The sequence below is a fragment of the Corynebacterium sp. HMSC06G04 genome, from assembly GCF_001807365.1.
Taxonomy (GTDB): domain Bacteria; phylum Actinomycetota; class Actinomycetes; order Mycobacteriales; family Mycobacteriaceae; genus Corynebacterium; species Corynebacterium simulans.
This window is the reverse complement of record NZ_KV788599.1, coordinates 93,720-118,897: the sequence shown is the minus strand read 5'-3', so window position 1 is coordinate 118,897 and position 25,178 is coordinate 93,720. Positions and strand designations below refer to the sequence as shown.

27 protein-coding genes, 3 tRNA genes and 1 pseudogene are annotated in these 25,178 nt (G+C 59.2%); 14 read left to right on the top strand and 17 right to left on the bottom strand.

The features are described from left to right. Positions 1-48: 48 nt before the first annotated feature. Entirely contained in the window at positions 49-687 is a 639-nt protein-coding gene (locus HMPREF3158_RS03615) for an HAD family hydrolase (protein WP_070497365.1), read from the top strand. On the opposite strand, the gene metE is transcribed toward HMPREF3158_RS03615, so the two are convergent. Beyond that, complete coding sequence (gene metE / locus HMPREF3158_RS03610) at positions 667-2,940, bottom strand: 5-methyltetrahydropteroyltriglutamate--homocysteine S-methyltransferase (protein WP_061925585.1); 2,274 nt, start codon at positions 2,938-2,940, stop codon at positions 667-669. The genes HMPREF3158_RS03615 and metE overlap by 21 nt on opposite strands. Then, a complete protein-coding gene (locus tag HMPREF3158_RS03605; protein ID WP_061925582.1) occupies positions 2,937-3,860 on the bottom strand; it encodes a methylenetetrahydrofolate reductase in 924 nt (307 codons plus the stop codon). Before HMPREF3158_RS03605 ends, metE begins: the two co-directional genes overlap by 4 nt. Positions 3,861-4,170: 310 nt before the next feature. On the opposite strand from HMPREF3158_RS03605, the gene HMPREF3158_RS03600 reads away from it, so the two are divergent. From HMPREF3158_RS03600 to HMPREF3158_RS03575, 6 genes are all read left to right on the top strand, one after another. Next, positions 4,171-5,046: a GDSL-type esterase/lipase family protein gene (locus HMPREF3158_RS03600; protein WP_160330566.1), complete on the top strand. Its 876-nt coding sequence runs from the start codon at positions 4,171-4,173 to the stop codon at positions 5,044-5,046. 110 nt (positions 5,047-5,156) lie between these two features. Further along, complete coding sequence (locus tag HMPREF3158_RS03595; protein WP_061925579.1) at positions 5,157-5,966, top strand: hypothetical protein; 810 nt, start codon at positions 5,157-5,159, stop codon at positions 5,964-5,966. A gap of 116 nt (positions 5,967-6,082) precedes the next feature. Continuing rightward, positions 6,083-6,286: a hypothetical protein gene (locus HMPREF3158_RS03590; protein ID WP_061925575.1), complete on the top strand. Its 204-nt coding sequence runs from the start codon at positions 6,083-6,085 to the stop codon at positions 6,284-6,286. Positions 6,287-6,377: 91 nt separating this feature from the next. Next, complete coding sequence (locus HMPREF3158_RS03585) at positions 6,378-7,952, top strand: ABC transporter transmembrane domain-containing protein (protein ID WP_070497343.1); 1,575 nt, start codon at positions 6,378-6,380, stop codon at positions 7,950-7,952. Next, positions 7,949-9,730 (top strand): ABC transporter ATP-binding protein, encoded by a 1,782-nt coding sequence (locus tag HMPREF3158_RS13345; protein WP_070497341.1) that lies wholly within the window; start codon positions 7,949-7,951, stop codon positions 9,728-9,730. Before HMPREF3158_RS03585 ends, HMPREF3158_RS13345 begins: the two co-directional genes overlap by 4 nt. 10 nt (positions 9,731-9,740) lie before the next feature. Then, positions 9,741-10,235 (top strand): GNAT family N-acetyltransferase, encoded by a 495-nt coding sequence (locus HMPREF3158_RS03575; protein WP_062036478.1) that lies wholly within the window; start codon positions 9,741-9,743, stop codon positions 10,233-10,235. 168 nt (positions 10,236-10,403) lie between these two features. On the opposite strand, the gene HMPREF3158_RS03570 is transcribed toward HMPREF3158_RS03575, so the two are convergent. Next, a tRNA-Ala gene (locus HMPREF3158_RS03570) sits at positions 10,404-10,476 on the bottom strand. 176 nt (positions 10,477-10,652) lie between these two features. Between HMPREF3158_RS03570 and HMPREF3158_RS03565 the strand changes: the two genes are divergently transcribed. Both HMPREF3158_RS03565 and HMPREF3158_RS03560 read left to right on the top strand, forming a co-directional pair. After that, on the top strand, positions 10,653-11,501 hold the full coding sequence (locus HMPREF3158_RS03565) for a polysaccharide deacetylase family protein (RefSeq protein ID WP_070497340.1): 849 nt from the start codon (positions 10,653-10,655) through the stop codon (positions 11,499-11,501). Next, the gene (locus HMPREF3158_RS03560; protein WP_070497338.1) at positions 11,501-12,049 is read left to right on the top strand and encodes a DNA-3-methyladenine glycosylase; all 549 of its coding nucleotides are present in this window, start codon (positions 11,501-11,503) and stop codon (positions 12,047-12,049) included. Before HMPREF3158_RS03565 ends, HMPREF3158_RS03560 begins: the two co-directional genes overlap by 1 nt. Positions 12,050-12,055: 6 nt before the next feature. On the opposite strand, the gene HMPREF3158_RS03555 is transcribed toward HMPREF3158_RS03560, so the two are convergent. The 10 genes and pseudogenes from HMPREF3158_RS03555 to gyrA all read right to left on the bottom strand — a co-directional run bounded on the left by HMPREF3158_RS03555 (position 12,056) and on the right by gyrA (position 17,496). Continuing rightward, positions 12,056-12,541: a MarR family winged helix-turn-helix transcriptional regulator gene (locus HMPREF3158_RS03555; RefSeq protein WP_061925562.1), complete on the bottom strand. Its 486-nt coding sequence runs from the start codon at positions 12,539-12,541 to the stop codon at positions 12,056-12,058. A gap of 42 nt (positions 12,542-12,583) precedes the next feature. Then, positions 12,584-12,802: pseudogene (locus HMPREF3158_RS03550) on the bottom strand (succinate--CoA ligase subunit alpha); the annotation flags it as partial. 63 nt (positions 12,803-12,865) lie between these two features. Then, positions 12,866-13,039, bottom strand: coding sequence for a hypothetical protein (locus tag HMPREF3158_RS12875; RefSeq protein ID WP_158510289.1), 174 nt, complete (start codon positions 13,037-13,039; stop codon positions 12,866-12,868). Between the two features lie 142 nt (positions 13,040-13,181). Then, entirely contained in the window at positions 13,182-13,562 is a 381-nt protein-coding gene (locus HMPREF3158_RS03545) for a hypothetical protein (RefSeq protein ID WP_061925555.1), read from the bottom strand. After that, entirely contained in the window at positions 13,562-13,771 is a 210-nt protein-coding gene (locus HMPREF3158_RS03540) for a hypothetical protein (RefSeq protein ID WP_005325312.1), read from the bottom strand. The genes HMPREF3158_RS03545 and HMPREF3158_RS03540 overlap by 1 nt, the downstream gene beginning before the upstream one ends. A gap of 59 nt (positions 13,772-13,830) precedes the next feature. Then, the gene (locus tag HMPREF3158_RS12870; protein WP_070497336.1) at positions 13,831-14,091 is read right to left on the bottom strand and encodes a hypothetical protein; all 261 of its coding nucleotides are present in this window, start codon (positions 14,089-14,091) and stop codon (positions 13,831-13,833) included. A gap of 167 nt (positions 14,092-14,258) precedes the next feature. Next, a tRNA-Ala gene (locus HMPREF3158_RS03530) sits at positions 14,259-14,331 on the bottom strand. A 9-nt stretch (positions 14,332-14,340) separates the two neighbouring features. Beyond that, a tRNA-Ile gene (locus HMPREF3158_RS03525) sits at positions 14,341-14,417 on the bottom strand. A 166-nt stretch (positions 14,418-14,583) separates the two neighbouring features. Continuing rightward, complete coding sequence (locus tag HMPREF3158_RS03520; protein WP_062036487.1) at positions 14,584-14,928, bottom strand: DUF3566 domain-containing protein; 345 nt, start codon at positions 14,926-14,928, stop codon at positions 14,584-14,586. A 3-nt stretch (positions 14,929-14,931) separates the two neighbouring features. After that, on the bottom strand, positions 14,932-17,496 hold the full coding sequence (gene gyrA, locus HMPREF3158_RS03515) for a DNA gyrase subunit A (RefSeq protein WP_062036489.1): 2,565 nt from the start codon (positions 17,494-17,496) through the stop codon (positions 14,932-14,934). 78 nt (positions 17,497-17,574) lie between these two features. Here gyrA and HMPREF3158_RS03510 point away from each other — a divergent pair, with 78 nt between their 5' ends. The 5 genes from HMPREF3158_RS03510 to HMPREF3158_RS03490 all read left to right on the top strand — a co-directional run bounded on the left by HMPREF3158_RS03510 (position 17,575) and on the right by HMPREF3158_RS03490 (position 19,726). Continuing rightward, complete coding sequence (locus HMPREF3158_RS03510; RefSeq protein ID WP_062036497.1) at positions 17,575-17,787, top strand: hypothetical protein; 213 nt, start codon at positions 17,575-17,577, stop codon at positions 17,785-17,787. Next, complete coding sequence (locus tag HMPREF3158_RS03505) at positions 17,784-18,053, top strand: hypothetical protein (RefSeq protein ID WP_062036499.1); 270 nt, start codon at positions 17,784-17,786, stop codon at positions 18,051-18,053. Before HMPREF3158_RS03510 ends, HMPREF3158_RS03505 begins: the two co-directional genes overlap by 4 nt. 126 nt (positions 18,054-18,179) lie before the next feature. Then, entirely contained in the window at positions 18,180-18,536 is a 357-nt protein-coding gene (locus HMPREF3158_RS03500) for a hypothetical protein (RefSeq protein ID WP_070497334.1), read from the top strand. A gap of 33 nt (positions 18,537-18,569) precedes the next feature. Further along, positions 18,570-19,007 (top strand): DUF6918 family protein, encoded by a 438-nt coding sequence (locus tag HMPREF3158_RS03495; RefSeq protein ID WP_062036503.1) that lies wholly within the window; start codon positions 18,570-18,572, stop codon positions 19,005-19,007. A gap of 32 nt (positions 19,008-19,039) precedes the next feature. Further along, complete coding sequence (locus HMPREF3158_RS03490; RefSeq protein ID WP_083291034.1) at positions 19,040-19,726, top strand: nitroreductase; 687 nt, start codon at positions 19,040-19,042, stop codon at positions 19,724-19,726. Between the two features lie 85 nt (positions 19,727-19,811). Here the strand turns inward: HMPREF3158_RS03490 and gyrB are convergent, their stop codons facing one another. The 4 genes from gyrB to dnaN form a co-directional block, all read right to left on the bottom strand. Continuing rightward, positions 19,812-21,866, bottom strand: a complete 2,055-nt coding sequence (gyrB, locus tag HMPREF3158_RS03485) for a DNA topoisomerase (ATP-hydrolyzing) subunit B (RefSeq protein ID WP_070432485.1) — start codon at positions 21,864-21,866, stop codon at positions 19,812-19,814. A 143-nt stretch (positions 21,867-22,009) separates the two neighbouring features. Continuing rightward, on the bottom strand, positions 22,010-22,531 hold the full coding sequence (locus HMPREF3158_RS03480) for a DciA family protein (RefSeq protein ID WP_062036507.1): 522 nt from the start codon (positions 22,529-22,531) through the stop codon (positions 22,010-22,012). Continuing rightward, positions 22,524-23,690, bottom strand: a complete 1,167-nt coding sequence (gene recF, locus HMPREF3158_RS03475) for a DNA replication/repair protein RecF (RefSeq protein WP_070455763.1) — start codon at positions 23,688-23,690, stop codon at positions 22,524-22,526. Before recF ends, HMPREF3158_RS03480 begins: the two co-directional genes overlap by 8 nt. After that, positions 23,690-24,871 carry a DNA polymerase III subunit beta gene (gene dnaN / locus HMPREF3158_RS03470; protein WP_082778674.1) on the bottom strand — a complete coding sequence of 394 codons (1,182 nt, stop codon included), beginning with the start codon at positions 24,869-24,871 and terminating at the stop codon, positions 23,690-23,692. Before dnaN ends, recF begins: the two co-directional genes overlap by 1 nt. Between the last annotated feature and the right edge of the window lie 307 nt (positions 24,872-25,178).

Genomic DNA, 25,178 nt, shown 5'->3' with positions numbered 1-25,178 from the left:
CGCGCCGCAAATGACATAACGCCCTAAGCGATCACTATGCTTAAGTCCATGATTCGCGCCGTGCTCTTCGACCTCGATGACACTTTGATGGACCATACCTCCGCTATGCGCGAAGGTCTCGACGAATGGTGCCGCGAGCTAGGGCTTCCCACTGGCCAACATGAACGCTTTGCCGCCATCGAGCGCAAGTGGTTCGCCGCCTATGAGCGCGGCGAGGTCACCCATCATGGCCAGCGCATCGCCCGCTGCCGCGAGTTTCTAGAAAAAGACCTTTCGGAGCACGACGCATTGCAGGCCTATTCGGGTTATCTTGCCGCCTACCAGCGCAATTGGCGCGCTTTTGCCGACGCCCTGCCCGCCCTGCAGCGAGCCCTGCAAGCAGGTCTTCGCGTTGGCGTCCTCACCAACGGCGCCCGCGAGATGCAGGAGGCAAAGCTGCGGACCGGCAAGTTAGATCTGCCAGAGGTGCGTCTCATCGCCACGGTGGATCTGGGAATCCCTAAACCGCAGGCCACCGCCTACCTGGCTGGCTGCCAGGTGGTGGGTTCTACTCCCGCAGAAACGCTGATGGTGGGTGACTCGCTGGCTAACGACGTCGAGGGCGCCCGCGCCGCCGGGCTGCAAGCGGTGCACCTGCGTCGCGACGGCTCGGGCGATATTTCTGGCCTAGACCAATTGGGGTTCTAGCGCGGAGGCCAGCACTTCCTCGCGTGCCAAGACGAGATTGCGCAAAGCCGCTTCCGTCTCGGCGTAGCCGCGGGTCTTAAGACCACAGTCTGGGTTAATCCACAGCCGCTCAGCCGGCACATGGCGTAATGCTGCACGGATGAGCTCGGCCATCTCCGCCACGGATGGGATGCGCGGCGAGTGGATGTCATAGATGCCTGGGCCAATCTCCGAGTGGAACTTCTCATCGATGTCTTGCAGCAGCTCCATGCGTGAGCGCGCCGCCTCGATGGAGGTGACATCGGCATCGAGGCCTGCCACCGCATCGATAATCTGCCCGAACTCGGAGTAGCACAGGTGCGTATGAATCTGAGTGGTCGGTTGCGCCTCGAGGGCAACCAAACGGAAAGCACGCACTGCCCAATCAAGGTAAGCCTGGCGTTCTTCTTGACGCAGCGGCAGCAGCTCCCGCAGTGCGGGCTCGTCGATCTGGATGATGCTGATGCCGGCGTCTTCGAGGTCATGCACCTCGTCAGCCAGCGCCACACCCAGCTGATCCGCGGAGACTGATTGATGCACGTCATCGCGGGTAAAGGACCACGCGAGGATGGTTACTGGACCGGTGAGCATTCCCTTGACGTGCTTTGCAGATAGCGACTGCGCGTACTTGGCCCACTCCACCGTCATCGGCTGCGGGCGGGAGATGTCACCGACAACGATTGGCGGACGAGTACAGCGCGAGCCATAAGACTGCACCCAGCCATTTTCAGTGACCACGAAGCCATCGAGCAGCTCCGCGAAGTACTGCACCATGTCATTGCGCTCCGGCTCGCCGTGCACGAGTACGTCCAGCCCTAGACGTTCTTGCAGGTCGATGACCTGCGCGACCTCCTTGCGCAACGCCTTTTCATAATCGGCGTCGGAAAGCTCGCCCTTGCGGTGCGCGGCGCGCGCGGCACGAATCTCCTGGGTCTGTGGGAAGGAACCGATCGTGGTGGTCGGAAGCTGCGGCAGGCCCAGGGACTTCTGCTCCTCGATGCGCTCGGCAAACAGCGGCTGACGCTGGACCTGCCCTTCCGGCAGCCCTGCCGTGCGCTTGGCGACGTCCCGGTTATGCGTGCGCGCCGATTCCGCCCGGGTACGCACCGCGCGATCGGCCTGGGCATAAGCCTCTGGGGCATCAAGCGGGCCGGCGAAAAGGGCCACGACCTCGCGTACCTTTTCATCAGCGAAGGAGAACCACGTCGCGACGTCAACTGGCAATGTGGTTTCGGCAACGACGGTATGCGGAACGTGCTGCAAAGATACCGAGGTAGTAACCGAGGCGCCCGGAAGCTGCTCCAGCTTGGCACGCAGATCGCGCAGGTTCGCCGCCCACACATTGCGGCCATCAACAAGGCCCGCGCTCACGTGCACCGGCAACTGCGCTACGCGCTCCAAATAATCCAGTTCCAGCGCCAGGGTTCCCACGCTCAAGTCCACCTGGACTGCTTCCGGGCGTAGCTTCGCAATCGCGTCCAATCCCCTGCGAGCTGCGCCATAAGGCGTGGTCAGGTAGATCTGTGGGCGCTTCGCAGTGCCGAGGATGCGTTCGTAGGCCTGAATAAGGGCGTCGGCAAGCGTAGCGTCATCTGCTGCCTGCAGATCAGCCACCAGCGCAGGCTCGTTGAGCTGAATCCACTCCACGCCCGCCGCATGCAGGTACCCAAGCACCTCGATATAGGAATCCACCAGCTTGCCCAGATGCTCGAGAGGCTGGGTGTGGGAACCTTCCGCCGGCTTGGACAGTGCAAGCAGCGTCACAGGACCCACCAGCACTGGGCGCACCTTGTGGCCTGCTTGCCGGGCTTCCTCTACCAGCTTCAGCACGCGCTGCGGACGCGCCTGAAACTCCTGCTCGTCAGCAATTTCTGGGACGATGTAGTGATAGTTGGTGTCGAACCACTTGGTCATCTCCAGTGGTGCTGCCTGTGCATTTCCGCGCGCTAGACGGAACTCATCGGCAAGGGTTTCGCCCTCGACTGCGCCCACCGTCAGCGCGGTTTCAAGGACGTGATCGTAATAGGCCACGTCCGCCGGGATGGCATAATCCTCGCTCAGTCCAAGGTCATGCAGGCGGGCATAGGTATCAAGGCGCAGCGAGTGCGTGGCCGATTCGAAGGTCTCCTCATCGATCTTGTCGGCCCAGAAGGCCTCGAGTGCGCGCTTTAGCTCGCGGTTCGCGCCGACGCGCGGATAGCCTTCGATGGTTGTGTGAGGAAATGGTGCGTTCATCGATTTACTCCGATTCTGCTCAGTAGGTCTTGGGTGATGGCTGGGTTGTTATGCGTATATATATGGAGGCCCTCCGCGCCCGCGCGCAGAACGCCGCGCGCGAGTTCAGCCGTGAGCTCCATACCGATTTCTTGTTCTTCTTCTGGGGTTTTCGCTGCCGCGAGCGCTGCCCGCACTTTTGGCGGGACGTCGAGCCCGGACAGCCCCGCCATTCGCTCAAGGCGGGCCACGCTGGTCATCGGCATGATTCCGGGGATAAGCGGAATGCGCACGCCGGCGAGCCGAGCGCGTTGATAAAAGCGCGCATAGTCTTCCGGGTCGAAGAAGAGCTGAGTTATGGCGAAGTTCGCGCCCAGGCGCTGTTTGGTCAGCAGGACATCGATGTCTTCATCAGCATTGGCTGATTCCGCATGACCATTGGGATAGCACGCCACGCCGACGGCCAGGTTGCCTGCGGCGAAACGTGCCGCTTGCGCTGCTTCCCGACGCCGAATGAGCCGGATTAGCTCATCAGCATGCTGCAGGTAGCCCACGGGCATGCCGCCTTTCGGAAGATCCCCGCGCAGTGCGAGGAATCCGCGGACGCCAGAATCGACGAGTACGTCGACCCACTCGCGAAGTTCCCCCGGGTTACCGGCGGTGCAAGCAAGATGCACCAAGGGACGCATCGAGGTAGTGCGCGAAATCTGCTCAATGAACGCGGCCGTGCCACGCAACCATCCGGAGCGCTGCGAGCTGGTTACGGCGATGTAATCAGGGTGATAGCTCTGCAACACTGCAAGCAGTTCAGATATCTTGCTCGCATCGGCGTCGTTGCGCGGCGGAATCACTTCGAAGGAAAGCGCGGTGCGCTGACGCACCCGAGCCGTCCATTCATTGATTTGGTCTAAAGGCGCAGAGGCCGAGAGTCGCGGCGTCATGCCCACCTCCTTCGCTGGTCACTTCGATTTCGTTGAGATGAAATGTACCAAGCGGTCTATTAAGAAAGGAGGGCTAAATTTTAGATACTATCTTTAAAACGGTTCTGCCTGCGGGGTTAACGTTTATTAGCGCGAATAAAAATCGCCCAAAATGAACCAAGCTGTCTATCCAAAAGGCGTGGCGGCGGGGGTAACCGGCCTGAAAAAAGCAGTAGAATCAAGGCCAATTCCCAATGGCAGACTTGTCTGTACCACCTCTCTTAAACAAGTTGCGACCAGCTCCAAACGCAAACGACATCGAGGCTCTCTCTTGAAAAAACATAAGATTTTGACCAAGCTCTCTGCTGTCTGCGCTGCAGTAGTAACCACCGCAGCTCTTGGAACGGCAGCCGCATCAGCTCAGCAATCCGAGACGGTCCTCTTCGGCGACTCTATTTTTGCCAACCCCACCTTCGATCAAATCGGCTCCCCCATTGCCGAGCTGTCTAGCGCCATGAAGATCGGCAGCGACCCAGGCGCTCCGAGCCCACAGGGCTGCCCGCAGGGCGCATCCAACGTTGGCCGCGAGCTCGGCCGCGCCTCGGGCCAGCGCGTCATCAACTACGCTTGCTCCGGCGCTACCGCTGCTGGCTCCACGCCGCGCTCGGACTTTGTCCAGCAAGTTAACCACGCAGTGGATACCCACACCCTCAACCCGGGCACGCGCAACGTGCTGATCCAGTTCGGTTTCAATGACGTCGTCAACACGAACTTCATCCTTGACCCGAACCGCACGGCTTATAAGAACGCGATGCGCAATCAGATAAACCGCATCCGCGCTGCCGCCCCGAACGCCAAGATCACCCTGGTGGGCTACCCAGCCTTCTCTGCGGCAAACGGCTCCATTTGCCCAATCCGCATCAAAGAGAACCCAGGCCTAGGCGCTAACCTCTCCGCGCTGGGCAGCGTACGCACCATCGAAGACAACGTTAACCATGCGATGTTCCAGGCCGCCCAGGAAAATCATGTGGACTATTTTGACCTACGTTCGGCCACCATCGACCACAATATGTGTGCGCCGACCGGCATGCGCTGGATGGGAGGCGTCTACGAGTTTGCGGAGCCGCATAACTTCTTCAACCACCTGACCCACTCCGGCAACGTTGGCGTGGCGCGCATCCTTTCGGATCGCGTCCTCACACGCTAGGAAATCCACATAAGGATTAATGGCTGATTAATGGCTATAGTGGCGGGGCCCTCGCGCCGTCACTACGCTGGGGTGAAGCGCACCATAAACTAATTTAAGGAGCATCTGGGATGAACCCCACCGCAATTTCCGCCTCCATCGGTCTAGCGAACAATCTGTGGAGCCGTTTCAAGGATTACCGCGAGGAAAAAGAACTCGAAGCTTATGCCGCCCTTGAAGGCGCCGCCGCACGTGCGGAAAGCCGCAGCAAGGATCTCTTCCCAGAGGCACGCCGCAACGCCGGTGCTGTAACTCAGGCTGCCCACGAGCGTCTCGAGCGCACCATCGCCGAGCTCAAGGAGCGCGGCCAGGAAGCTGGCAAGCAGGCATCTGAACGCTTCGAAGAGGCTCGCAAGGATGCCAAGAAGGTGCAGAAGAAGACCAAGAAGCAGGCAAAGAAGCAATCCAAGGCTGCACGTAAGGCCGCAAACAAGGCGCAGAAGCAGAGCGCAAAGAAGCTGAATAAGGCAAAGAAGGTCAACTTCCGCAAGGAAGACAAGGGCTCCAAGTTCTGGCCATTCGCTCTTGTCCTGACTCTTGTCTCCGCAGTTGCCGGCGGCGCTTACTACTTCTTCAAGATCCGCAAGGAAGCTCCCTCCGAGGTTCCACCTCGGGTTGAGGACTTCGGTGGCGGCGCAGACGCAGCGGCTGAGGGCTCCACCTTGGTCTACACCTCCACCTCCGAGCAGGACCTCAAGAAGGATTCCGACCTCGCTGAAGAGGGCGTCGTCGAGCGCGATGAGGAGCTGCTGGGCTCCATCGATGAGCAGCTGGCAAAGCACAAGGAAGAAGCTGCGGCCGCTGAGGCCGATACCTCCCGCATCACTGATGACCGCGAGGATGAGGGCAAGCACCGCCTGCAGACTGACGAGCAGGAGTAGTAATATCCCCCGAGCAAGGGGGTAGCACTCAAGTTGTCTTGATCTCAATTCTTTGATTAAGAGACCTAGAGCTGATTGAATTCTTGAGTATTTCGAACCTATCTCAAGGAGAGTAAATGAGCTTCGAGTCTCTCATTGTCAAGCTCAAAAGCGGAGCGACCTACTACTTCCCAGCCGGCTCCGTCAGCGGGGATCCTTCACATCGTGTTGACAATCTCCGCTTTGCAATTGAGAACGGCACTATCTTCCGTTCTGTTGATGACAACGGTATCGAACGCGAGTTCTCTGGATACGACGTATCGAATTACCACCTTGCATAAAACCTGCAGAGCATAAAACCTGCTAAGGCTGCCTTTCTTTCCGGATAATCCGAGCAAAGGAAGGCAGCCTTTTCTTATAGGATAAGCAGCTATGACTGTCTATCCTCGCATGAAAACCTGGTCTTGGTACCTGCCAAGCCAGCCACCCGCCGGGGAGACCTCTCTCACCGAAACCACCAATTGGTCTAAACCCCGCAGCGCAACCCGGCGCCTGCTCTTTGCGCAGCCGGTGGGCGTGGCCGGCATTCTCATCTCCGCCGCCATCAACGCGCCATTGGGTGCGCTTGTCTCCGTGGTCATTGGCCAAGCCACGCAATACGCATTCAGCGACCCTTCCTGGCGCACGCTCGCCATTCCAGTGGCGTTGACCGCACTGCTGCTTTTCATCGTCTATCTCGCCGAGGCCACCGCGGATGCCTTCACCGATCTCAGCCAGGCCCGCACCACGCATACGCTGCGGCTCGGGCTGCTGGAGAAGCTGCTCCGCTCTTCTACCTCCGGACTTAACCCAGGCCGCCTGCTCAACACGATGGACGAGGATTCCCATTACATCGGCCAGCTCAAGCAGGTGCTCAACTTTCCGCTGACCATGGTGGGCTATCTGCTGGGCGCGATTTTCAGCCTAGCGCCGATCTCGTCCGTGGTTTCCATCGTGCTTTTGATAGGTGCCGTCGTCACCGCGGCGGTATCTTGGGCCACCGCAAAACCGTTGACGAGAGTGGCGGCAGCCCGCCGCCACAAGGAAAACACGGCGCTTTCGCTCGCAACGGACTACGCGCAGGGCTCCCGCGTTATTAAAGGTCTAGGCGCTAACGAGGTGGCCAAGCAACGCTTTGGCACCGCTGCACACACCGCCCTCGACGCAATGCTGCGCGAGCTAAGGCTTAGCGTCTGGTTGAACTGGTTGCGTCAGATGGTACCCACCGCGTTTACCATCGGTCTGCTCGCATGGACCTCATGGCAGATGTACCTGGGCAATATTTCCCCAGGTGGGATGATGAGTATCACGATGCTCGCCCCACCGGCGCTCAACGTCCTTGGGATCGCGCTGGGCCATCTCACCGAGGCGTGGGCGCGGGCCCAGGCCTCCGTGGAGCGCATCGGTGAGTTGCTGGAGGACCTGGATAAAGGCGACGTCGCAAAGCACGGCGATGCGCTTTCCTTAAGCCCTGGCTTGCAGGTCTGGGTACCGGAGACCACCAAAGGGCGCGCGCTTGTCGACGCCACCATATCCCGCCTTTCTGCCCACGGCGCCCTGTGCCCGCCGCACCGGATTTCCGTGCTGGAGGGAACGCTGGCCGATAACATCAATCCGCTCGGCAACATCCCGGCATCGCAGGTTCGCGCGGCGCTTGAGGCCGCGGCCTGCGAGGACATTGTCACTCGTCTCGGTGGCTTCGATGACAATGGCGCCTTGCCGGATGCTCCCATTGGGGAGGCTGGACTGAACCTATCGGGCGGTCAACGCCAACGCGTTGCGCTTGCCCGCGCGCTTGCCGCGGACCCAGAAATCTTGGTGCTTGATAACCCCACTACGGGCTTGGATTCGCTAACACTCGCGACGGTAGCTGAGCGCGTGGCGTGCTTGCGCAAGGACCAGATCACCGTCGTAATCAGCGGCGCGTCGACGTGGGCGGCTAACGCGAAGGAGGTGCTAGAACTATGAGTAAACCCGCAGCAGATGCCCTAGCTCCTGCCTCCGCCCGTGAGTCCTGGCAGTTCCTTCGCACGCTGCCTTCCGCACCGTCGAAGGCGAAGCTGGCGCTGGTATTCGGCATCTTCACTCTGACCATCCTGATGATGAACCTGGGCTCGCAGGTACTCGGCCGCCTCGTGGATATCATCCAGGGTGGCGAAGTCCCTGTGATTGGCTCTGGGCGCAAGGCGATGATTGCTGCACTATGGATCATCGCAGCCTGCCTCCTCGTTGAGGTCAGCGGCCGGGCGCTCGGCGGCTATCTCATCAACGCCCGCACGCGCCGACTGGCTGTGGATCTGCGTACCGCAGCTCTCGACTCGGTGCTGCGCGCTCCCGTGCCGCGCGTGATGGAGCTGGGAACCGGCAACGTGATCACGCGCTTGTCTAAGGACATCGACACCGTGGTCACGGCAGTGGCCATGATGGGTGAGCGCCTTGCCGTCACCATCTTCATTCTGCCGCTTACTTTCCTAACCATGGCTTTCATCCACCCGGCTTACCTTTTGCTGTGCATGCTCGCAGCCGCCGTGATGTATCCGTTTATCAAGGGAACGATTCGCGATATCCCCGCCGTGGCCAATGCCGTCTCCACCGTAGAGGCCCGCCGCAACAACGTCTTGCTCGATACCATTCGCGCATTGGAGACCCTCCGGATTTTCCGCCTCGACGGCTGGGCCACGCGCCGCATGGAGAACTATTCTTGGAATACCGTGCAGGCCTGGGGCGATAAGGTGCCGCTTATCAACCGCATCATCGGCCAAGGCAGCATTGCTTTCGGCGTGCTGCTCCTCGGTTCACTCTCCATGTCAGTGCCCATGGTGGCCTGGGGTTGGCTCACACAAGGCCAGGCCACGGCCGCGGTCTTGCTGGTCATGCGCCTAGAGATGCACGTTTTCAACATCTTGTTCTTCGCTGGGGAAATTCAGCATTCGGCAACTTCCTTGGGCCGCGCTGTAGCGCTGGCTCTGCTGGGCGCTGACGTGCCAACCAAGGAAGTAGCGCCGCTTGGGCAAGCCCCCGCGGTGCATATCGACGCCGTGAGCTACTCCTACCCCGGCGGCGCCAAGGTCTTAGACGGCATTAGCCTCACACTGACGGCCGGCACCACGACCGCGCTGGTGGGCACCTCAGGTGCAGGCAAATCCACCTTGGCCGCACTGGTGGCCGGGCTGCAATACCCCACTGCGGGCAGCATCCGCCTTGACAACGTCGACACCGCAACAGTGCCCAATACCTGGGTGACCGAGCACGTCGCGCTGATTACGCAGGAAGTCCACCTCTTCTCCGGCACGCTGCGCGAGGATCTTCTGCTCGCGCGACCTACTGCCAGCGACGCAGAGCTATGGGCAGCCCTACACGAGGTGGGATTGACGGAAGACTCGCGCTGGCTGCCTGACGGCCTCGATACCCGCATCGGCGCCGGCAACGAGGAGATGGGCGCCGAAGCCGCCCAACAGATCTCGCTGGCGCGCATGGTGCTGCGGCAGCCGCCGGTGCTCATCATGGATGAGGCCACCTCAGAGGCCGGCTCTGAACACGCCGCCGTGCTTGAGGAAGCTGCCCGGGCCGTCACCCGCGGGCGTACCTGCCTAGTAGTGGCGCACCGCTTGGACCAGGCTCGTGAGGCGGACCGCATCATCGTGATGGAGCAAGGAGAAATCGTCGAAGACGGCGACCACGCCTCCCTCATGGCGCTCGGCGGCCGCTATGCCAAGGCTTATGCGCAATGGGAGCACGGCCACTAGGCTGGCCACCATGCCTGATTTCGAACTGCGCCATCTCACCGAAGCAGACCGTACTTACTTGGCACGACTAAACTTCCTCACTGACACTTTCGGCGATGAGCACAAAGAACTCACCCCGCAATTCGAGGCCGACTTTGATTACTATCTGCGCGGCTGGAATCCTTCTCGCGGCGGGTTCATTGCTTGGTCAGGAGCCATTCCGGCCGGTGGAGTCTGGCTGAACTGGGGAACTAAGGATCGCCATGGGTACGGCCACGTCGCCGAAGGAATCCCTGAGTTCGCACTCGCCGTCGAGCCGCGCTTCCGCGGCCAGGGCGTGGGTACACTGCTTCTCGACGCCGCCACCAACCTCGCCCGCGAGAAAGGAGCCCCTGGTGTCTCCCTCTCGGTAGCGATAGCAAACGAACGCGCCCATCGCCTCTACCTGCACTTAGGCTTCGAGCCCGTCGATGAGGCGGAAGGCCACATTGTGTTGGTGAAACGCTTCAAGCCGACGCAAAGCTGATCGCGCTGCTTCCTCCCCTTCTCTCCTTCATTTCTCCTCTCTTCGAGGGTGGTCCCTTTGCTTGGCTCCCTTTGTGGGGGATGCAGAAGCGAGTCTCGGAAGCGGCGGGCCGAGGGCAACGCAGGAACGACGAAACCCGGCACCGAATGGTGCCGGGTTTCTGGGCTGTGGAGCATAGGAGAATCGAACTCCTGACCTTCTGCTTGCAAAGCAGATGCTCTACCAATTGAGCTAATGCCCCAGTGCGTTTAATGCTACCCCAGGGGTATCGCAGAAAGAAAATCGCTGGCCCGGCCGGGAGTCCCATCAGTCGCAGTAGTTAACTCTTTTCACTCTGGTTGCGTGTCACTACGGTTTTTAGAAACGGCGGTGACCATAATCTAGGAACAGAAACACCCTCGTTAGAAAGGCTTTTGCATGCGCCGCCTCGCTGCCGCTACCGCTGCACTCTTACTTACCGCCGCACTTCCAGTCTCAGCCCACGCAGCGCCGGCATCGCCCTTCCCGGTCCCCAACTTGCCGCAGATGCAGCTGCCGAACCTCCAGCAAGAAGCCGAGAAACTCAATAACGACTTCCTAAACTCCTTGCCACCAGAGCTCGGTTCTTCGAAACCTGCGCCGCAAAAGCGCACCCCAAGACCAGCACCTGCACCGACGCAAAAGTCTGACTGCTCCAACTGCGTCGCCATCACCTACGACGACGGCCCCAGCACCCTAACCAACCAGCTGCTCGACACCTTGCGCGAAAAACACGCACACGCCAGCTTCATGGTGCTCGCCCCTAACGCCACAGCCCACCCAGAGCTGCTGCGCCGCATGCAGGCAGAGGGGCATACCATCGGCAACCACACCAACACGCACCGCGAACTGAACAAGCTCGCCGCCGGCGACATAGACGGGGAAATCAAGGCGGGTGCCGGCGCCATCAAGGCAGCAACCGGCCAGAGCCCTCGTTGGCTACGCCCACCGTACGGCGCCACAAACGGCACTGTCGACGCCGCGGCCAAAGCCAACGGCCAAGCCGAGGCCATGTGGTCCGTGGACACGCTGGACTGGAAGGACCGCAACTCCGAGCACGTATGCAGCGCTGCAGTCAGCGGCGCGCAGCCGGGCGGCATCATCCTCATGCACGATATCCACGCCACCACGGTTAATGCTGCCAGCTGCGTCATCGACGGCCTGCGCGCCAAGGGCCTCGAGCCGGTCAGCCTCGATACCCTTGTCCCCAACCCACAGCCGGGCAAGCAGTACTACTCTCGGGGCTAATGATTGATTTCTCGGCCCCCGCAGATGTCGTTGCGCCCCAACTCTTGGGGGCAACTCTCACCTTCAACGGCGTCAGCATCCGCCTGACGGAAGTCGAGGCCTACCTCGGCGCCAAAGACCCCGCCGCGCACACGTACAACGGCCCAACCCCGCGCAACGCCACGATGTTCGGCCCGCCCGGGCGCCTTTACGTCTATGCCTCCTATGGCATCCACCGCAACGGCAACATCGTGTGCGCCCCGGAGGACACGGGCCAAGGATGTCTGCTACGCGGAGGCGAGGTCACCGAAGGTACCGAGCTCGCTTTCCGACGCCGCGGCACCACCGACTTCCATAACCTCGCCCGTGGGCCGGGAAACCTCGGAAAAGCACTGGGATTCACGCTGGAAGATAACGGCACGCCAATTCAACTCACCGATCGTGAGCAAGAGCCGGAGTGGGTCTGCGGGCCGCGAATTGGCATCAGCAAGAATAAACAAGCGCCATTGCGCTTTTGGATTCCTTTCGACAAGACCGTCTCGGCGCGCAGAGGCCTGCCGCCGAGCTAATAAGGCCTAGTAACGCCCGCCGTAGCGTTCATCGCTCTCGATGGCCGCGAGGATGCGATCGTTGATCTGGTTGAGCTGGCGCACCTGCGTGCGAGTGAGGTTGTCCATCACGGAACGACGCGCCTGGGCGGCGTGCCCAGGCGCGGTGGCGACAACCTTGTCCCAGCCAGCGTCGGTAAGCTGCGCCAGCGTGGTGCGGCCATCATTCGGATCTGGACGGCGCGTAACCCAACCTTGCTTCTCCAAGCGCGTGACCACCTGGCTAAGCCGTGAGAGCGAGCCGTTCGCCGTGTACGCAAGGTCGCGCATGCGCATCTCACGATTCTCCGACTCAGAAAGACGAGACAGAACGGTGTACTCGAAGAAGCTCAAGCCGGCGTCGTCACGCAGCTGGGCATCCAGAATGTTGGTTAAGCGGATGGTGACTCCCATGAGGGATACAAAGGAAGCGAGTTCCTCCTCATCGAGCCACTTCTTATCCTTCTCGGTCATGAAATTAATTCTAGCAATGAAGCTTTATTTGTTAAGCATCTGCTAGGCAGATTTCAGCGCTTCCCGGAGAAGCTGCGCCGCCTGGCTCGGGGTTTTGCCGACCTTCACGCCGGCCTCCTCTAACGCAGCCTTCTTGCCCTCTGCGGTTCCGGATCCTCCAGAGACAATCGCTCCTGCGTGCCCCATGGTTTTGCCCTCCGGCGCGGTAAAACCAGCAATGTTGGCCACCACCGGTTTGGTCACGTGCTCCTTGGTGTAGTCGTCCAGTAACTTCCATCAAACACGAGAGTAAACTTAAGTACTGCCACCCGTGAGTTTACTGGCCTATTTAAAGACCAGCCCGCCGAGCATGAGGACATCACCGTTCCAGACTTTCTCAACCGCGAAGAACTCGACGCGACCGCCACCGGACAGATGCTGAACAAACATTTCGGACACGAAGCGGCCAAGATGGGACACCAGATCCTCGACCAGGCCGAGCCGTTTAACGCTGCCCACACCACCAACTGGGGACTACCTTGCAAGCCCACCGTCACGCGCGGCTAACGCACACGAGTCCACCGGCCGATAAAAACGCCCAGTACGCGTGTGTATCATGCGCGTGCTGGGCAACTTTCGTTTTCAGTATGATGTCCTCCTTTTAGGATGCTGCGAGCTTTTGAGCGCGCTGGTAAGACACGCCGAGGACTGTTCCCATATCTCGTACGGTCATTCCAGCGTTTCTCATTGCAACAGCGAGGTCATGAGTGCTTGCCTGTGCTGCAGCGGCCAGTCGTGCCGCTTCTTCGCGTTCTTTTTCGGCGCGAGCTTTCATTTCCGCAAGGTCCGGTGGAAGAACAACATCAACAATAATGTTGAGTTCGTCTGGGTCTAGGCCTGCCTGGTAGGCCAGTGCTTCGCGCATCTCGTCGGCAGCATTAGCCAGCCGCTTAGTTTGAGACACTGCCCCTAGTTCGGCGCATTCGAGCACCCATACTCCGCTGGTTCCACGTTCTGCGGTTACTGTGTATGTCGTGGTCATTACCTCCACCAGCCTTTCCCTAATTCTTGGGCGTATTGGTCAAAAAACTTCTTGACTGTCACATCGTCAATCTCACGGTGCCTACCTAAGGTTCGGGTTGTGCTGCCTACCCGATAAGCGTCATGGCGCGATAGGGCGATTTCCTCAAATTCAAGACCACGCCGCTTAGCTTCCGCTTTCAATTTCTTGATGACGGCGTTTCGCTTCATAACGGTAGTCTACCGACAGGAGACTAAACAAGTCAACCATGGGTTGACATTTTTCTTGATTATGCTCCTTCGCCAATTGAACTGGGCACTACCCCACAAACCAACCCTCCAGCGCCCCTAGGGCGTGACTGACAAAGTGCGTCAAAGCCGCTGAAATATTGCAACCGCAAAACGGCCCAGGCCAACAGCATAAGAACGATGAACAGGCCAGCGACGGCACCCCAGCCCACCTTTACACTCCACGTGGCCGATCTGCTCATGGCAAACACCGCGACAAGCACCGGCAGAGCTAGGAAAACTTCGAGAATCAAAATCGTCATAAGTTAAGTGTCGCAGGCGGGTGTGCACATTCTCGGTCACCAGCAACAACACCATTTCCGAGGACTAGAAATAACGAAATTTTGCTACTTAGCCCCGTGTCAGGAACGGTGCACGCCCCGAAGCAACAAAGGAACCCGACACCATTACGGTGCCGGGTTCCGGGCTGTGGAGCATAGGAGAATCGAACTCCTGACCTTCTGCTTGCAAAGCAGATGCTCTACCAATTGAGCTAATGCCCCATTGTTCCGTGGTGGGCCTAGCAAGAATCGAACTTGCGACCTCATCGTTATCAGCGATGCGCTCTAACCGACTGAGCTATAGGCCCCTGTGCGGAACGAGATGTAACTTTACATACCGATCCGGCAAATACACAAATCGCCAGCGCAGCCAAGGTTTTAGCAGGTTGTTTAAAAAGCGAAACCGGCACCGTCTCTTAAGAATTTGAACCTAAAAGACGATGCCGGTTCGATGTGGGCTAGCAGGCTCGGGCTTTAGCCATGACCAGACTGGATACCCAGCTTGAAACCACCGAAGACGTCCACGATGGCGTTATAAAGTACCGCGAGCAGCGGCGCTAGCAGCATGTTGAACACCGCCACGATTGCGCCGAAGAGAGCAGAGATAGACAAGACCACACCGAAGGTCACTTCGAAGGCGCCGCCCACTCCGCCGACTAGGCTGTTGAGGGAATCCCAGATTCCCGCCTGATCGAGGCCGAAGTAAAGCAGGCACACAGCAAGCAGCCATGCGATAAGCCCGACGAGGGACATCGCCAAGCCCACGCGGAAGGCCGAAATCGGTGAGATCCGCGTAAGGGTTACGTCTCGTCTTGCCATGGATTACTCCTCGCTATCTGCTGCGTTCTTGGAATCCGCAACCTTGAGGTGTTCCTGCTGAACGTCCTCAACGGATTTCTCGCCCTTGGCCACAGCCTGAGCGTCTTCCTCACCATCGTCCTCAACGTTGCGGTCGATTGCAAGCAATTCGACGTCGTCGGAGAGGTTGACCAGGCGCACGCCCATGGTGGCGCGGGAGGAAGGACGAATCTGGCCTACCTCGGTGCGGATGACGCCCCCAGCGGAGGTGATAGCGAAGATCTCGTCTTCCTCATCGACGGAGATAGCGCCGATGAGCTTGCCGCGCTTCGGGGTGTACTTGAAGGTCATAACGCCCAAGCCACCGCGGCCCTGTGGCGTGTACTCCTCGATAGCGGTGCGCTTGCCGTAGCCGCCGGAGGTGGCAACCAGCAGGTACTCGCCATCGTGAACCACGGACATGGACAAAAGCTGGTCATCGTCGCGGAAGCGCATGCCCTTCACACCGGCGGTAGCACGGCCCATCGGGCGCAGCTGGTCGTCGTCAGCGGTGAAGCGGATGGCCTGGCCCTGCTCAGAGGTCAGCAGGATGTCATCGCCTTCGTCGACGAGGGACGCGCCGATGAGCGCATCACCCTCGTTGAGGTTGATGGCGATTAGACCGGCAGAACGTGCGGACTCGTAATCGGTGAGGCGGGACTTTTTGACGCGGCCCTGCTTGGTGGCCAAGACGAGGTAAGGAGCGTCCTCGTAGGACTGAATCTGAATGACCTGTGCGATCTTCTCCTCCGGCTGGAACTCCAGCAGGTTAGCCACGTGCTGACCACGTGCGGTACGGCCTGCCTCCGGCAGCTCATAAGCCTTGAGGCGGTAAACACGGCCAAAGTTGGTGAAGAAGAGGATCCAGTCGTGTGTGGAACAGACAAAGAAGTTCTTGACGATGTCGTCCTGCTTGAGTTCCGCACCGCGCACGCCCTTGCCGCCGCGCTTCTGCGCCTTGTAGGCATCAACCTTGGTGCGCTTTGCGTAGCCAGTGGAGGTGATCGTGACGACCACGTTCTCGCGGGCGATAAGATCCTCGTCGGTGACGTCGCCAGAAGCGGCCACGATCTGGGTACGGCGCTCATCGCCGTACTTTTCAACGATCTCAGCGAGCTCGTCGTGGACAATCTGACGCTGGCGTTCCTCGCGGGCGAGGATGTCCTTGAGGTCAGCAATGATCTCTTCGATCTCAGCCAACTCGTCAATGATCTTCTGGCGCTCCAGGGCTGCCAGCTTACGCAGCTGCATCGCGAGGATGGCGTCTGCCTGTACATCATCGACGTCGAGAAGCTCCTTCAACCCTTCTCGCGCTTCGTCGACCGTTGGGGAACGGCGGATAAGCGCGATGACCTCGTCGAGCATATCGAGGGCCTTGACCAAACCACGCAGGATGTGGGCGCGCTTTTCGGCCTCATCCAGGCGGTACTGGGTACGGCGAACGATGACCTCGATCTGGTGCGCAACGTAGTAGCGCAGCATCTGGTCCAGGCGCAGGGTGCGCGGCACGCCATCGACGATGGAGAGCATATTGGCGCCGAAGGAGGTCTGCAGCTGGGAGTGCTTGTAGAGGTTGTTGAGCACGACGCGAGCGACGGCATCGCGCTTCAGGGTGACCACGATGCGCATGCCAACTCGGTCGGAGGACTCGTCCTCAATCTTGGAGATACCGGCGATCTTGCCATTGGCAACAGACTCCGCGATGTTGGAGATCATGTTATCCGGGTTAACCTGGTACGGCAGCTCGGTAATGACGATGGTCTGGCGGGAGCCAGACTCCTCGATGGAGGTCACACCGCGCATACGGATAGAGCCGCGGCCGGTGGTGTAAGCATCCTTGATGCCCTGGTCACCAACGATGAGGCCGGCGGTTGGGAAGTCCGGACCCTTCACGCGTTCCATGCAGGCTGCCAGCGCCTCTTCGTCGGAAGCCTCTGGGTTATCCAGCAGCCAGAAGATAGCCTCAGCCAGCTCGTTGAGGTTGTGCGGCGGGATGTTCGTGGCCATGCCGACGGCGATACCGCCGGAGCCGTTCATCAGCAGGTTCGGAACGCGGGAAGGCAGGATGTCCGGTTCCTGGGTCTTACCGTCGTAGTTCGGGGAGAAATCGACGGTGTTTTCGCGAATGTCACGGACCATCTCCATGGCCAGCGGGGTCATGCGGCACTCGGTGTAACGCATTGCCGCTGGGCCGTCGTTGCCGCGGGAACCGAAGTTACCCTGGCCGTCGACCAGCGGGTAGCGCATGTTCCAGGACTGCGCCAAGCGCACCAACGTGTCATAGATTGCGGAGTCACCGTGCGGGTGGAATTGACCCATGGTGTCCGAGACCGGGCGAGCGGACTTCACGTAGCCGCGCTCGGGGCGGTAGCCGGAGTCGAACATCGCGTACAGGATGCGGCGGTGCACCGGCTTCAGGCCGTCGCGTACCTCTGGCAGAGCACGGCCGACGATGACGGACATGGCGTAGTCGATGTAACTCGACTCCATCTCCTCGTTGATATCAATCGGTTGAATACGATCAAAGAGATCGTCATTTTGGTCACTCATAACGGCAAATTCTACCCTCTGCGCCCCTCTCCCGCCGTCTGCGCCGCGCTAGTGATACCGCGGTGATACCATCGTGCCATGGCTATGACTCTTCGTCTTACAGCGGAACAGGATCATGCGCTGACCCTCCTGGCCTCCGCGCAAGGCACCTCCAAGCACGAGGCGGTGGTGCGTGCAGTTGTGGCGGCTGCGGCGCGCACGCTTTCCGACGCCGCGGTCCAAGACGCCGCACGCCAGCTCCTGCCCGGCCGCGCCGAGCTCGAGGCAGAAATCCGCAGGGCTCGCCCATGACTGCAGAGCAGCTCCTTCTCATCGCGCGCGAATTCTGCGCGCAACACAAAACCACGGTGACTAACTTTGGCGCTTTAGTTGCCGCCGCGAGCGTCTCAAATGCCCAAATTGATGGCATCCCCGTCCACGCAAACCGGCAGCAAGCAGCTCATGCGATGCAGCAGATATTGGTGGCTTATCCAGCCCTTAATAAGCACAACCGCGCCTTCGCAGCACTTAGCGCCCGAGTATTCATGGAGACGGAATCACGTCTTAGCCTGCGCTGACCTATCCTTTGTTGCCCGAGTTATGTAAGTTATAGCTGGTAACACTTAACTATTCCCTCGAATATCCGCGCGGCTTGGCCTTGAGGAATGACTGAAGCGTCAATGCAACGCGTAGGAAAGGAAGACATGTCTCTGAAGAAAGCCATCGCTGCGGGCGTAGTAGCAGTATCCCTAAGCACCGCTGTCACCCCAGCCGCAACCGCCGCCTCCAGCACCCCTGAGACCACCAACACCTGGGAAAACCAGGTCAATCCTGATTTCAAGCAAGGCAAGGAAACTTCCTCTCTCACCGGCTCTTCCCCACTCGATTTGGGCATCATCATCGGCGGTTCCGTCGCTGGCGCCGCGCTTATTTTCAAGCTGGTGACCGATTTCGCTCCGGCACTTCTTACCCAGGGCGTCCCGAACCTCGACCTCGAGCGTCTTGCTCGTGACAATGGCTTAACCCAACTTGCAGATCAGATTGCTGCTCTGAAGGGCTAATTGCCGCATTCGGGTTTCAGTAAGATTACTGCCATGTCTAATCTTTCCCAGCTCCTGGAAGAGCCAACCCGCACCAGCGTTGTCACCGCGCTTGTTTCCTTGGTCGATAACACTGTCTCCGAACAATCCGGCATCACCGGCATGGCCATCAAGGGCGCGGTGGCCGCGGCGAAGAAGGTCGACGCCGACATCGTCTCAAAAGGGATCAACCGCGCCCTGCCGGATCTCCTCGGCGAGATGGAATCCTACTGGCAGGAGTTCGAGACCTCCCCGCAGGAGGATTTCGGCACCTACCTGGCCGGAAACGACAAAGAGGTGGCAGATTCCATCTTGGGTGTGGCTGATCGTAATGCAGACCAGGTAAATAATCCGGCGCTGGTGAAGACCTATAACTCCCTACGCAGCAAGATCGCCAAAATTATTGAGCCCCAGATTCCGGAGCTCGCGCGCATTTTGCAAAAGCATATGTAACCCCATATGTAAGAAGGTGTAGTCTGGCGCGCATGACTTCAAGCAATAACTATTCTGAATTCATCCGCAGCCGCCACTCCGCCCGCGCCTACCTACCAGAACCAGTTCCGGCAGAGGTTATTAAGCAGGTGCTTATCGACGCCCAGTCTGCACCGTCTAATTCCAATACGCAGCCATGGGACGTGCACGTGGTTAGCGGTGAGAAGCTCCGCGAGCTTTCTGATGCGCTCATCTCCGAGTTCAATGAAAACGGCATCAACCCGGATTTCACCTTGGACTACGGCGAGGGCGTGCACCCTTCCCGTTCCATTGAGCTGGCAAAGAAAATGTACGGCATCCTAGGAATCGCCCGTGAGGATAAGGAGGGCCGCACCGAGTTCGTGCGCGAAAACCTCCGCTTCTTTGGCGCCCCGCACGCAGCACTTCTTCATATCCCACCAATGGGCGATCGCATTCGTGCTGCCTTCGATCAGGGCACTTATGCAGAAAACTTCTTGCTTTCCCTGCGTGCCCACGGTTATTACGGAACCCCTTTGGGCATGATTTCGCTCATGGCGCCGACCACCCGCGAGTTCCTCGGCATTGATGAGGAGCAGAAGATGGTCGTCGCCATCGCCTTCGGTAAGGCGGACGAAGACAGCCCCGTGTTCAACGTAGAGCCGGGCCGCGCCGATCTTTCTGAGACGGTCACCCTGCACGGCATCGATTTGGACATCTAAGGCCAAATTACAGAAAGCGCCCTGCTCTCCCATTCGAGGAAGTGCAGGGCGCAAGTTTTTTCTGGCTCGTGTAAAGCCTTTGGCTTTACACGTCCAGGAAGCGAACGTCCTTCGCGCGGCGGGTAATGAAGGAGCGGCGAGCCGAGACATCGTCACCCATCAGGATGGAGAAGAGCTCGTCGGCGCGCTGTGCGTCTTCCAGATCCACGCGGCGCAGGATACGGGTGGTTGGGTCGAGTGTGGTCTCCCACAGCTCGGATGCGTTCATCTCACCCAGGCCCTTGTAGCGCTGGATGCCATCGTCCTTGTTGATCTTGCGATTAGCTTCGAGGCCTTCTGCCAGCAGCTTGTCGCGCTCGGCGTCGGAGAAGGCATAGCCCGGCTGGCCCTTTGCCCACTTGAGCTTGTACAGCGGCGGATTAGCCAGGTAGACGTGGCCATCCTCAACCAGCTGCGGCATGAAGCGGAAGAGCAGGGTCAACAGCAACGTCGCGATGTGCTGGCCGTCAACGTCAGCGTCGGCCATCAGCACGATCTTGTTGTAGCGCAGCTTGGAGATGTCGAATTCTTCGTGGATACCGGTGCCCAAAGCGGTGATGATCGCCTGGACCTCGGCGTTTTTTAGAACCTTATCCATGCGTGCCTTCTCCACGTTCAGGATCTTGCCGCGCAGCGGCAGGATTGCCTGGAACATGGAGTCACGGCCGGCCTTTGCGGAGCCGCCTGCGGAGTCACCCTCCACGATGTAAAGCTCGGAGATCTTCGGATCCTTAGAACGGCAATCGGCAAGCTTGCCGGGCAGGCCGCCCAAGTCGGTGGCGGACTTACGGCGCACCATCTCGCGGGCCTTACGCGCTGCGACGCGTGCGTGCGCGGAGGAAACGGCCTTGTTGATAATCGCTTTTGCCTCTGCCGGGTTGGCATCGAACCAGTCGTTGACGTGCTCGTTGACGGCGCGCTGGACGAAGCCCTTAATCTCAGAGTTGCCGAGCTTGGTCTTGGTCTGGCCCTCGAACTGTGGGTCACTGACCTTGACGGAAATGACGGCAGAAAGACCCTCACGGCAGTCATCGCCGGAGAGGTTGCCGTCCTTCTCCTTGACCAGCTTGTGCTCCTTGGCGTAGCGGTTCATCAAGGAGGTCAGCGCTGCACGGAAGCCCTCTTCGTGGGTACCACCCTCATGGGTGTTGATGGTGTTGGCGAAGGTGTGGACGGACTCCTTATAGCCCTGGTTCCACTGCAGAGCGACCTCGACTTCGTGATCCTCGCCCTTGACGTCGAAAGCGACGATGGTGGGGTGGATGGCGGTCTTGGTCTTGTTGAGGTGCTTGACGTAGTCAATCAGGCCGTCTGGGTAGTGGTAGACAACCTTCTTCTGCAGTTTCTTTGCCGGCTTGTCCTCGCTCGGGCCGTCTGCTTCGGAATCGACGTCGACGTCGTCAAAGGACTCAGCGTCCAGGGCGGTCTCGCCGGATTCGGCGTCGGCAATTGCCTCGAGCTCGAGCTGCTCCTCGGTAACGCGCTCGTCGATAAGCTCGATGGTCAGGCCCTTGTTCAGGAAGGCCATCTCCTGCAAGCGGCGTGCGATGGTCTGGTAGTCATAATCCGTGGTCTCGAAGATCTCTGGATCGGCCCAGAAACGGATCGTAGTACCGGTACCGCGCGCATTGCCGCCTTCCACCAACTCATCTGGGATGGCGTTAGAGAAGTTCTGATACCAGTGCTTGCCGTTGCGCTTGATCTCTGCCTCAACGCGAGTAGACAAAGCATTCACAACGGAGATGCCGACGCCGTGCAGACCACCGGAGACTGCGTAGGAATCGGAGTCGAACTTACCGCCAGCGTGCAGCTGGGTCATGACAACCTGGACGGTTGGTGCGCCGGAGGCGTGCATCTCCACAGGGATGCCGCGGCCATCATCGATGACCTCAACGCCGCCATCGGCGAGCAGCTTGACGACGACCTTGGAGGCATAACCAGCCATGGCCTCATCGACCGAGTTATCCACGACCTCCCAAATCAGGTGATGGAGACCGCGTACGCCGGTGGAACCGATGTACATACCCGGACGCTTACGGACGGCTTCGAGGCCCTCCAGGATGGTAATGGAACTAGCACCATATGCGTGTTCTTCAGCCACGGAAACGTGTACTCCTTTTGGCTATAGCAAAATCTAAGACTTTAGCTATTCTACACGGTGTCCCCCTACTAGAGAGCACTCCACACCAGTGAGAGGGCGGAATTTAGCCCGATTTTTCGATCCAGATTTTTATCCCGAAGCGGTTATCCGTAGGTATCTTGCGAGCCTTGCGGTTTCACCCACTGCCGGCCCTGATAATTGCGGTGTTGCTTAGGGCCTTGAATACGCAGTTCAACGATGACGTCGGGGCCAAGGCGGTCGGCGATCTTGCGCAAGATCTGGCGTTGCAGATAGCGCAGCTCCGTAGCCCACACAGAGGCATCGCAAGAAATATAGACGACCTTATCCTTAATGCGCTCGGGCTTCGTGTGTGCGGCGATGCGCTCGCCCACCAGGTTGGTCCAATTGCCCATGACCCAACCATCAGCCAGCTCGTTTTCCCACCCGCGGCTCACAATCTCCTTGTTCAGCGTGGCACCGAGGCTAGGGATATCCAGGCTGCGGCGCTGCCGCCTACCATCGGGGCCGGTGGGCCTGCCCACGCGGTATTTCTTCGCCGGTGCATCGTGACTGATCTTCATCTTCGGCGCTGGCTTATCCAATTTGGGAGCATTCTTGGAATTTGAACGCACACGCTCAAAGAAATCCTGAATAGGATCAGTCATCTTCGCGCACCTTTGTAATTTCAGAAATTCGCCCCTCTTGAGTATCCCGAACGGAGACTTCGTAGCGAACGATCGGTTCTAGGTTGCCGGGCAGGTCCTCATCCACGGCGGCGGTGATCAGCACTTGCTCAGCTTCCATGGCTAGGTGCACAAGCTTCTCCCGGCGCTTAGCATCGAGTTCGGCGAAAACATCGTCGAGGATCAAAATTGGATCGGTGCCTTCCTCGCGCAAGAGGTTGAACTCGGCAAGGCGCAATGAAATGGCATATGACCAGGTCTCGCCGTGACTTGCAAAGCCTTTTGCCGGCTGCGTTCCGAGGTTGAGCACGAGATCATCGCGGTGCGGGCCCACCAGGGAGATGCCACGCTCGATCTCGCGCTGCCGCTTAGCGGCAAGCTCGGTGAGCATCACGGCTTCCAGTACGTCGCGGTCAGAGACGTCGATCGTAGATTTGTACTCGATGTGGGCTGGCCGCGATTCCGGGGCCAGGCCTGAATAGGCGGATGGGATCAGCTCGCTTAAGGCGTCGACAAGCGCGAGGCGTGCCTGAATCACCTGCGCGCCTAGATGTGCGAGCTGGGCGTCCCAAACATCCAACGTGGCCAAAGCCGAGGCACCATCGGCGTCATCGTAGCCGCGGCGCAGGCTTGACGACGCCGACTTTAAAAGCGCATTGCGCTGCTTTAAGACCTTGTCATAATCCGCCTTTACCCCAGCTAAGCGCGGGGTACGCGAGGCGATGATGTCATCCATGTAGGTGCGCCGCTCAGCCGGCTCACCACGCACGAGCGCGAGATCCTCAGGCGAGAACAACACGCTTTTGACTACACCCAATAACTCGCGCGGGCTTTTCAGCCGCGTGCGATTGATCTGGGCTTGGTTAGCCGCGTGCGGTTTGATGAGCAGATGCGCGGTAAGCTCGCGGCCCTGATTGACGGCAGTGGTGGAGATTCTGGCATTAGCGGCACTTTGACGTACCAACGGCGCGTCGTGGCTAACACGGTGCGAGGACAGGTGGGCCACGTACCCGATCGCCTCGACGATGTTGGTCTTGCCAAAACCGTTGCGTCCGACGAACAAAGTGATCCCCGGGCCGAGCTCAATATGTAGCTCAAGCCACGAGCGAAAATCCCGGACGTCGAGTTCGCGTATGAACATTAACCTGGCAGACGGACCGGCATCAGAAGGTAGGTGAAGTTGGTCTCCGGGGTTGGGAAGACTCCATCCTCATCTGCCATCGGCATCTCCTCTGGCTCCGGAATCATAATTGCTGGGCGGGAAGGCTCAGTGAAGCCGAAGACCACGCGGTCAGTATGGACCACGGCCAGGCCATCCTTGAGGTAGCCCGGGTTAAAGGCGATGGTGAATTCATCGCGGCCGGTAAATGCACAAGGCAAAGTCTCGTCTGCCTTACCGGAATCCGCGCCAGCTGCCAGGGTGACCTGACCTTCAGAAAAGTCCATGCGGATCTGGGCGTTGCGATCAGTCAGCAGGGAAACGCGGCGGATGGCTTCCTGCAGCGGAGCAACCTCGATGCTGGCCATTGCGGTATGCGTCTTTGGCAGCAGCGGAGAGACGTTTGGGAAGTCTGCATCCAGCATGCGGGTGGTGGTCTCGCGGTTATCCGCGTGCAGACCAAACAGGCCCTCTGCGCCAATGTTTTCGCCGGTGCCTACCGCGATCTCCACTGGGATGTTGAGGTGAGTATCAAGGGAGCGGCCGGTGTCTTGCAAGGTTTTCGCAGGAACCAGCAGCTTTGCCTTTACGTCAGGGGATACCGGATCCCACTCGAAAGTGCGCATGGCCAGGCGGAAACGGTCGGTAGCAGTCATTTCGACGTGGGAACCGTTGATTTCCATATGCACGCCGGTCAGCATCGGCAGAGTGTCATCCTTGCCGGCAGCGGATGCGACCTGGCTGATGGCCTCAACGAAAAGCTGTGGGTTGATGGTGCCGGTGACCTCCGGCAGAACCGGCAGCTGCGGGTAATCATCGAGTGGAATGATAGGCAGCTCGAAGCGGGAAGAACCGCAGGTGAGCAGGACCTTGGAATCCTGCTGGGTCATCTCGACTTCCTTGTTCGGAAGGGTGGCAACGATGTCTGCGAGCAGCTTACCGGCGACGGCGATGCGGCCTGGTTCGTCGATCATTGCCGCGATGCGTACGCGAGTAGAAACTTCGTAGTCGAAGCCGGTGAATTCCAAACCATTGTCATCGGCGGTGATAAGCATCGCGCGAAGAACAGGCTGCGTCACCTTGGAAGGCAGACTACGGGCTACCCAAGCAACTGCGTTGGCCAGATCATCTTTGGCAACACGAAATGACACAGATTGGTCCATGGTCTCGATGAGCTCCTTGCTGGGTTCTAGCTGGGTTGATTTTTGTAAGTAACAAAAGCTGTTTCCAACTTACCGCATAGGCGCCGTGCGACAGACTTTTGTAATTTACTCGCGGCCTGGCGCCTCGGGCCGAGGCGAGGGCGAGAATTACACACATCCCCTTTTTACTTAAGGGATCAGGAAAAATAGTTAGTAGTAGTAATAACCGTTGTGAGATCTGTGGATAACGCCCTAAAAGGCAAGGTGACGGGCCCGATCCGCGCTGTGATCGTGGCTGTGGGATCAGTGTGATCAAATTACATAAATT

Bases quoted from the DNA above. Each gene is read 5' to 3' on its own strand.
- metE (WP_061925585.1), bottom strand. From the start codon at position 2,940: ATGAACGCACCATTTCCTCACACAACCATCGAAGGCTATCCGCGCGTC.
- HMPREF3158_RS03605 (WP_061925582.1), bottom strand. From the start codon at position 3,860: ATGACGCCGCGACTCTCGGCCTCTGCGCCTTTAGACCAAATCAATGAA.
- HMPREF3158_RS03540 (WP_005325312.1), bottom strand. From the start codon at position 13,771: ATGAAGCGAAACGCCGTCATCAAGAAATTGAAAGCGGAAGCTAAGCGG.
- HMPREF3158_RS03505 (WP_062036499.1), top strand. From the start codon at position 17,784: ATGACTGCAGAGCAGCTCCTTCTCATCGCGCGCGAATTCTGCGCGCAA.
- HMPREF3158_RS03615 (WP_070497365.1), top strand. From the start codon at position 49: ATGATTCGCGCCGTGCTCTTCGACCTCGATGACACTTTGATGGACCAT.
- HMPREF3158_RS03480 (WP_062036507.1), bottom strand. From the start codon at position 22,531: ATGACTGATCCTATTCAGGATTTCTTTGAGCGTGTGCGTTCAAATTCC.
- HMPREF3158_RS03520 (WP_062036487.1), bottom strand. From the start codon at position 14,928: ATGGCAAGACGAGACGTAACCCTTACGCGGATCTCACCGATTTCGGCC.
- HMPREF3158_RS12870 (WP_070497336.1), bottom strand. From the start codon at position 14,091: ATGACGATTTTGATTCTCGAAGTTTTCCTAGCTCTGCCGGTGCTTGTC.
- gyrA (WP_062036489.1), bottom strand. From the start codon at position 17,496: ATGAGTGACCAAAATGACGATCTCTTTGATCGTATTCAACCGATTGAT.
- HMPREF3158_RS03575 (WP_062036478.1), top strand. From the start codon at position 9,741: ATGCCTGATTTCGAACTGCGCCATCTCACCGAAGCAGACCGTACTTAC.
- HMPREF3158_RS03565 (WP_070497340.1), top strand. From the start codon at position 10,653: ATGCGCCGCCTCGCTGCCGCTACCGCTGCACTCTTACTTACCGCCGCA.
- HMPREF3158_RS03555 (WP_061925562.1), bottom strand. From the start codon at position 12,541: ATGACCGAGAAGGATAAGAAGTGGCTCGATGAGGAGGAACTCGCTTCC.
- HMPREF3158_RS13345 (WP_070497341.1), top strand. From the start codon at position 7,949: ATGAGTAAACCCGCAGCAGATGCCCTAGCTCCTGCCTCCGCCCGTGAG.
- HMPREF3158_RS03590 (WP_061925575.1), top strand. From the start codon at position 6,083: ATGAGCTTCGAGTCTCTCATTGTCAAGCTCAAAAGCGGAGCGACCTAC.
- dnaN (WP_082778674.1), bottom strand. From the start codon at position 24,871: ATGGACCAATCTGTGTCATTTCGTGTTGCCAAAGATGATCTGGCCAAC.
- HMPREF3158_RS03500 (WP_070497334.1), top strand. From the start codon at position 18,180: ATGTCTCTGAAGAAAGCCATCGCTGCGGGCGTAGTAGCAGTATCCCTA.
- HMPREF3158_RS03490 (WP_083291034.1), top strand. From the start codon at position 19,040: ATGACTTCAAGCAATAACTATTCTGAATTCATCCGCAGCCGCCACTCC.
- HMPREF3158_RS03595 (WP_061925579.1), top strand. From the start codon at position 5,157: ATGAACCCCACCGCAATTTCCGCCTCCATCGGTCTAGCGAACAATCTG.
- HMPREF3158_RS03510 (WP_062036497.1), top strand. From the start codon at position 17,575: ATGGCTATGACTCTTCGTCTTACAGCGGAACAGGATCATGCGCTGACC.
- HMPREF3158_RS03560 (WP_070497338.1), top strand. From the start codon at position 11,501: ATGATTGATTTCTCGGCCCCCGCAGATGTCGTTGCGCCCCAACTCTTG.
- recF (WP_070455763.1), bottom strand. From the start codon at position 23,690: ATGTTCATACGCGAACTCGACGTCCGGGATTTTCGCTCGTGGCTTGAG.
- HMPREF3158_RS03585 (WP_070497343.1), top strand. From the start codon at position 6,378: ATGACTGTCTATCCTCGCATGAAAACCTGGTCTTGGTACCTGCCAAGC.
- HMPREF3158_RS03495 (WP_062036503.1), top strand. From the start codon at position 18,570: ATGTCTAATCTTTCCCAGCTCCTGGAAGAGCCAACCCGCACCAGCGTT.
- HMPREF3158_RS03545 (WP_061925555.1), bottom strand. From the start codon at position 13,562: ATGACCACGACATACACAGTAACCGCAGAACGTGGAACCAGCGGAGTA.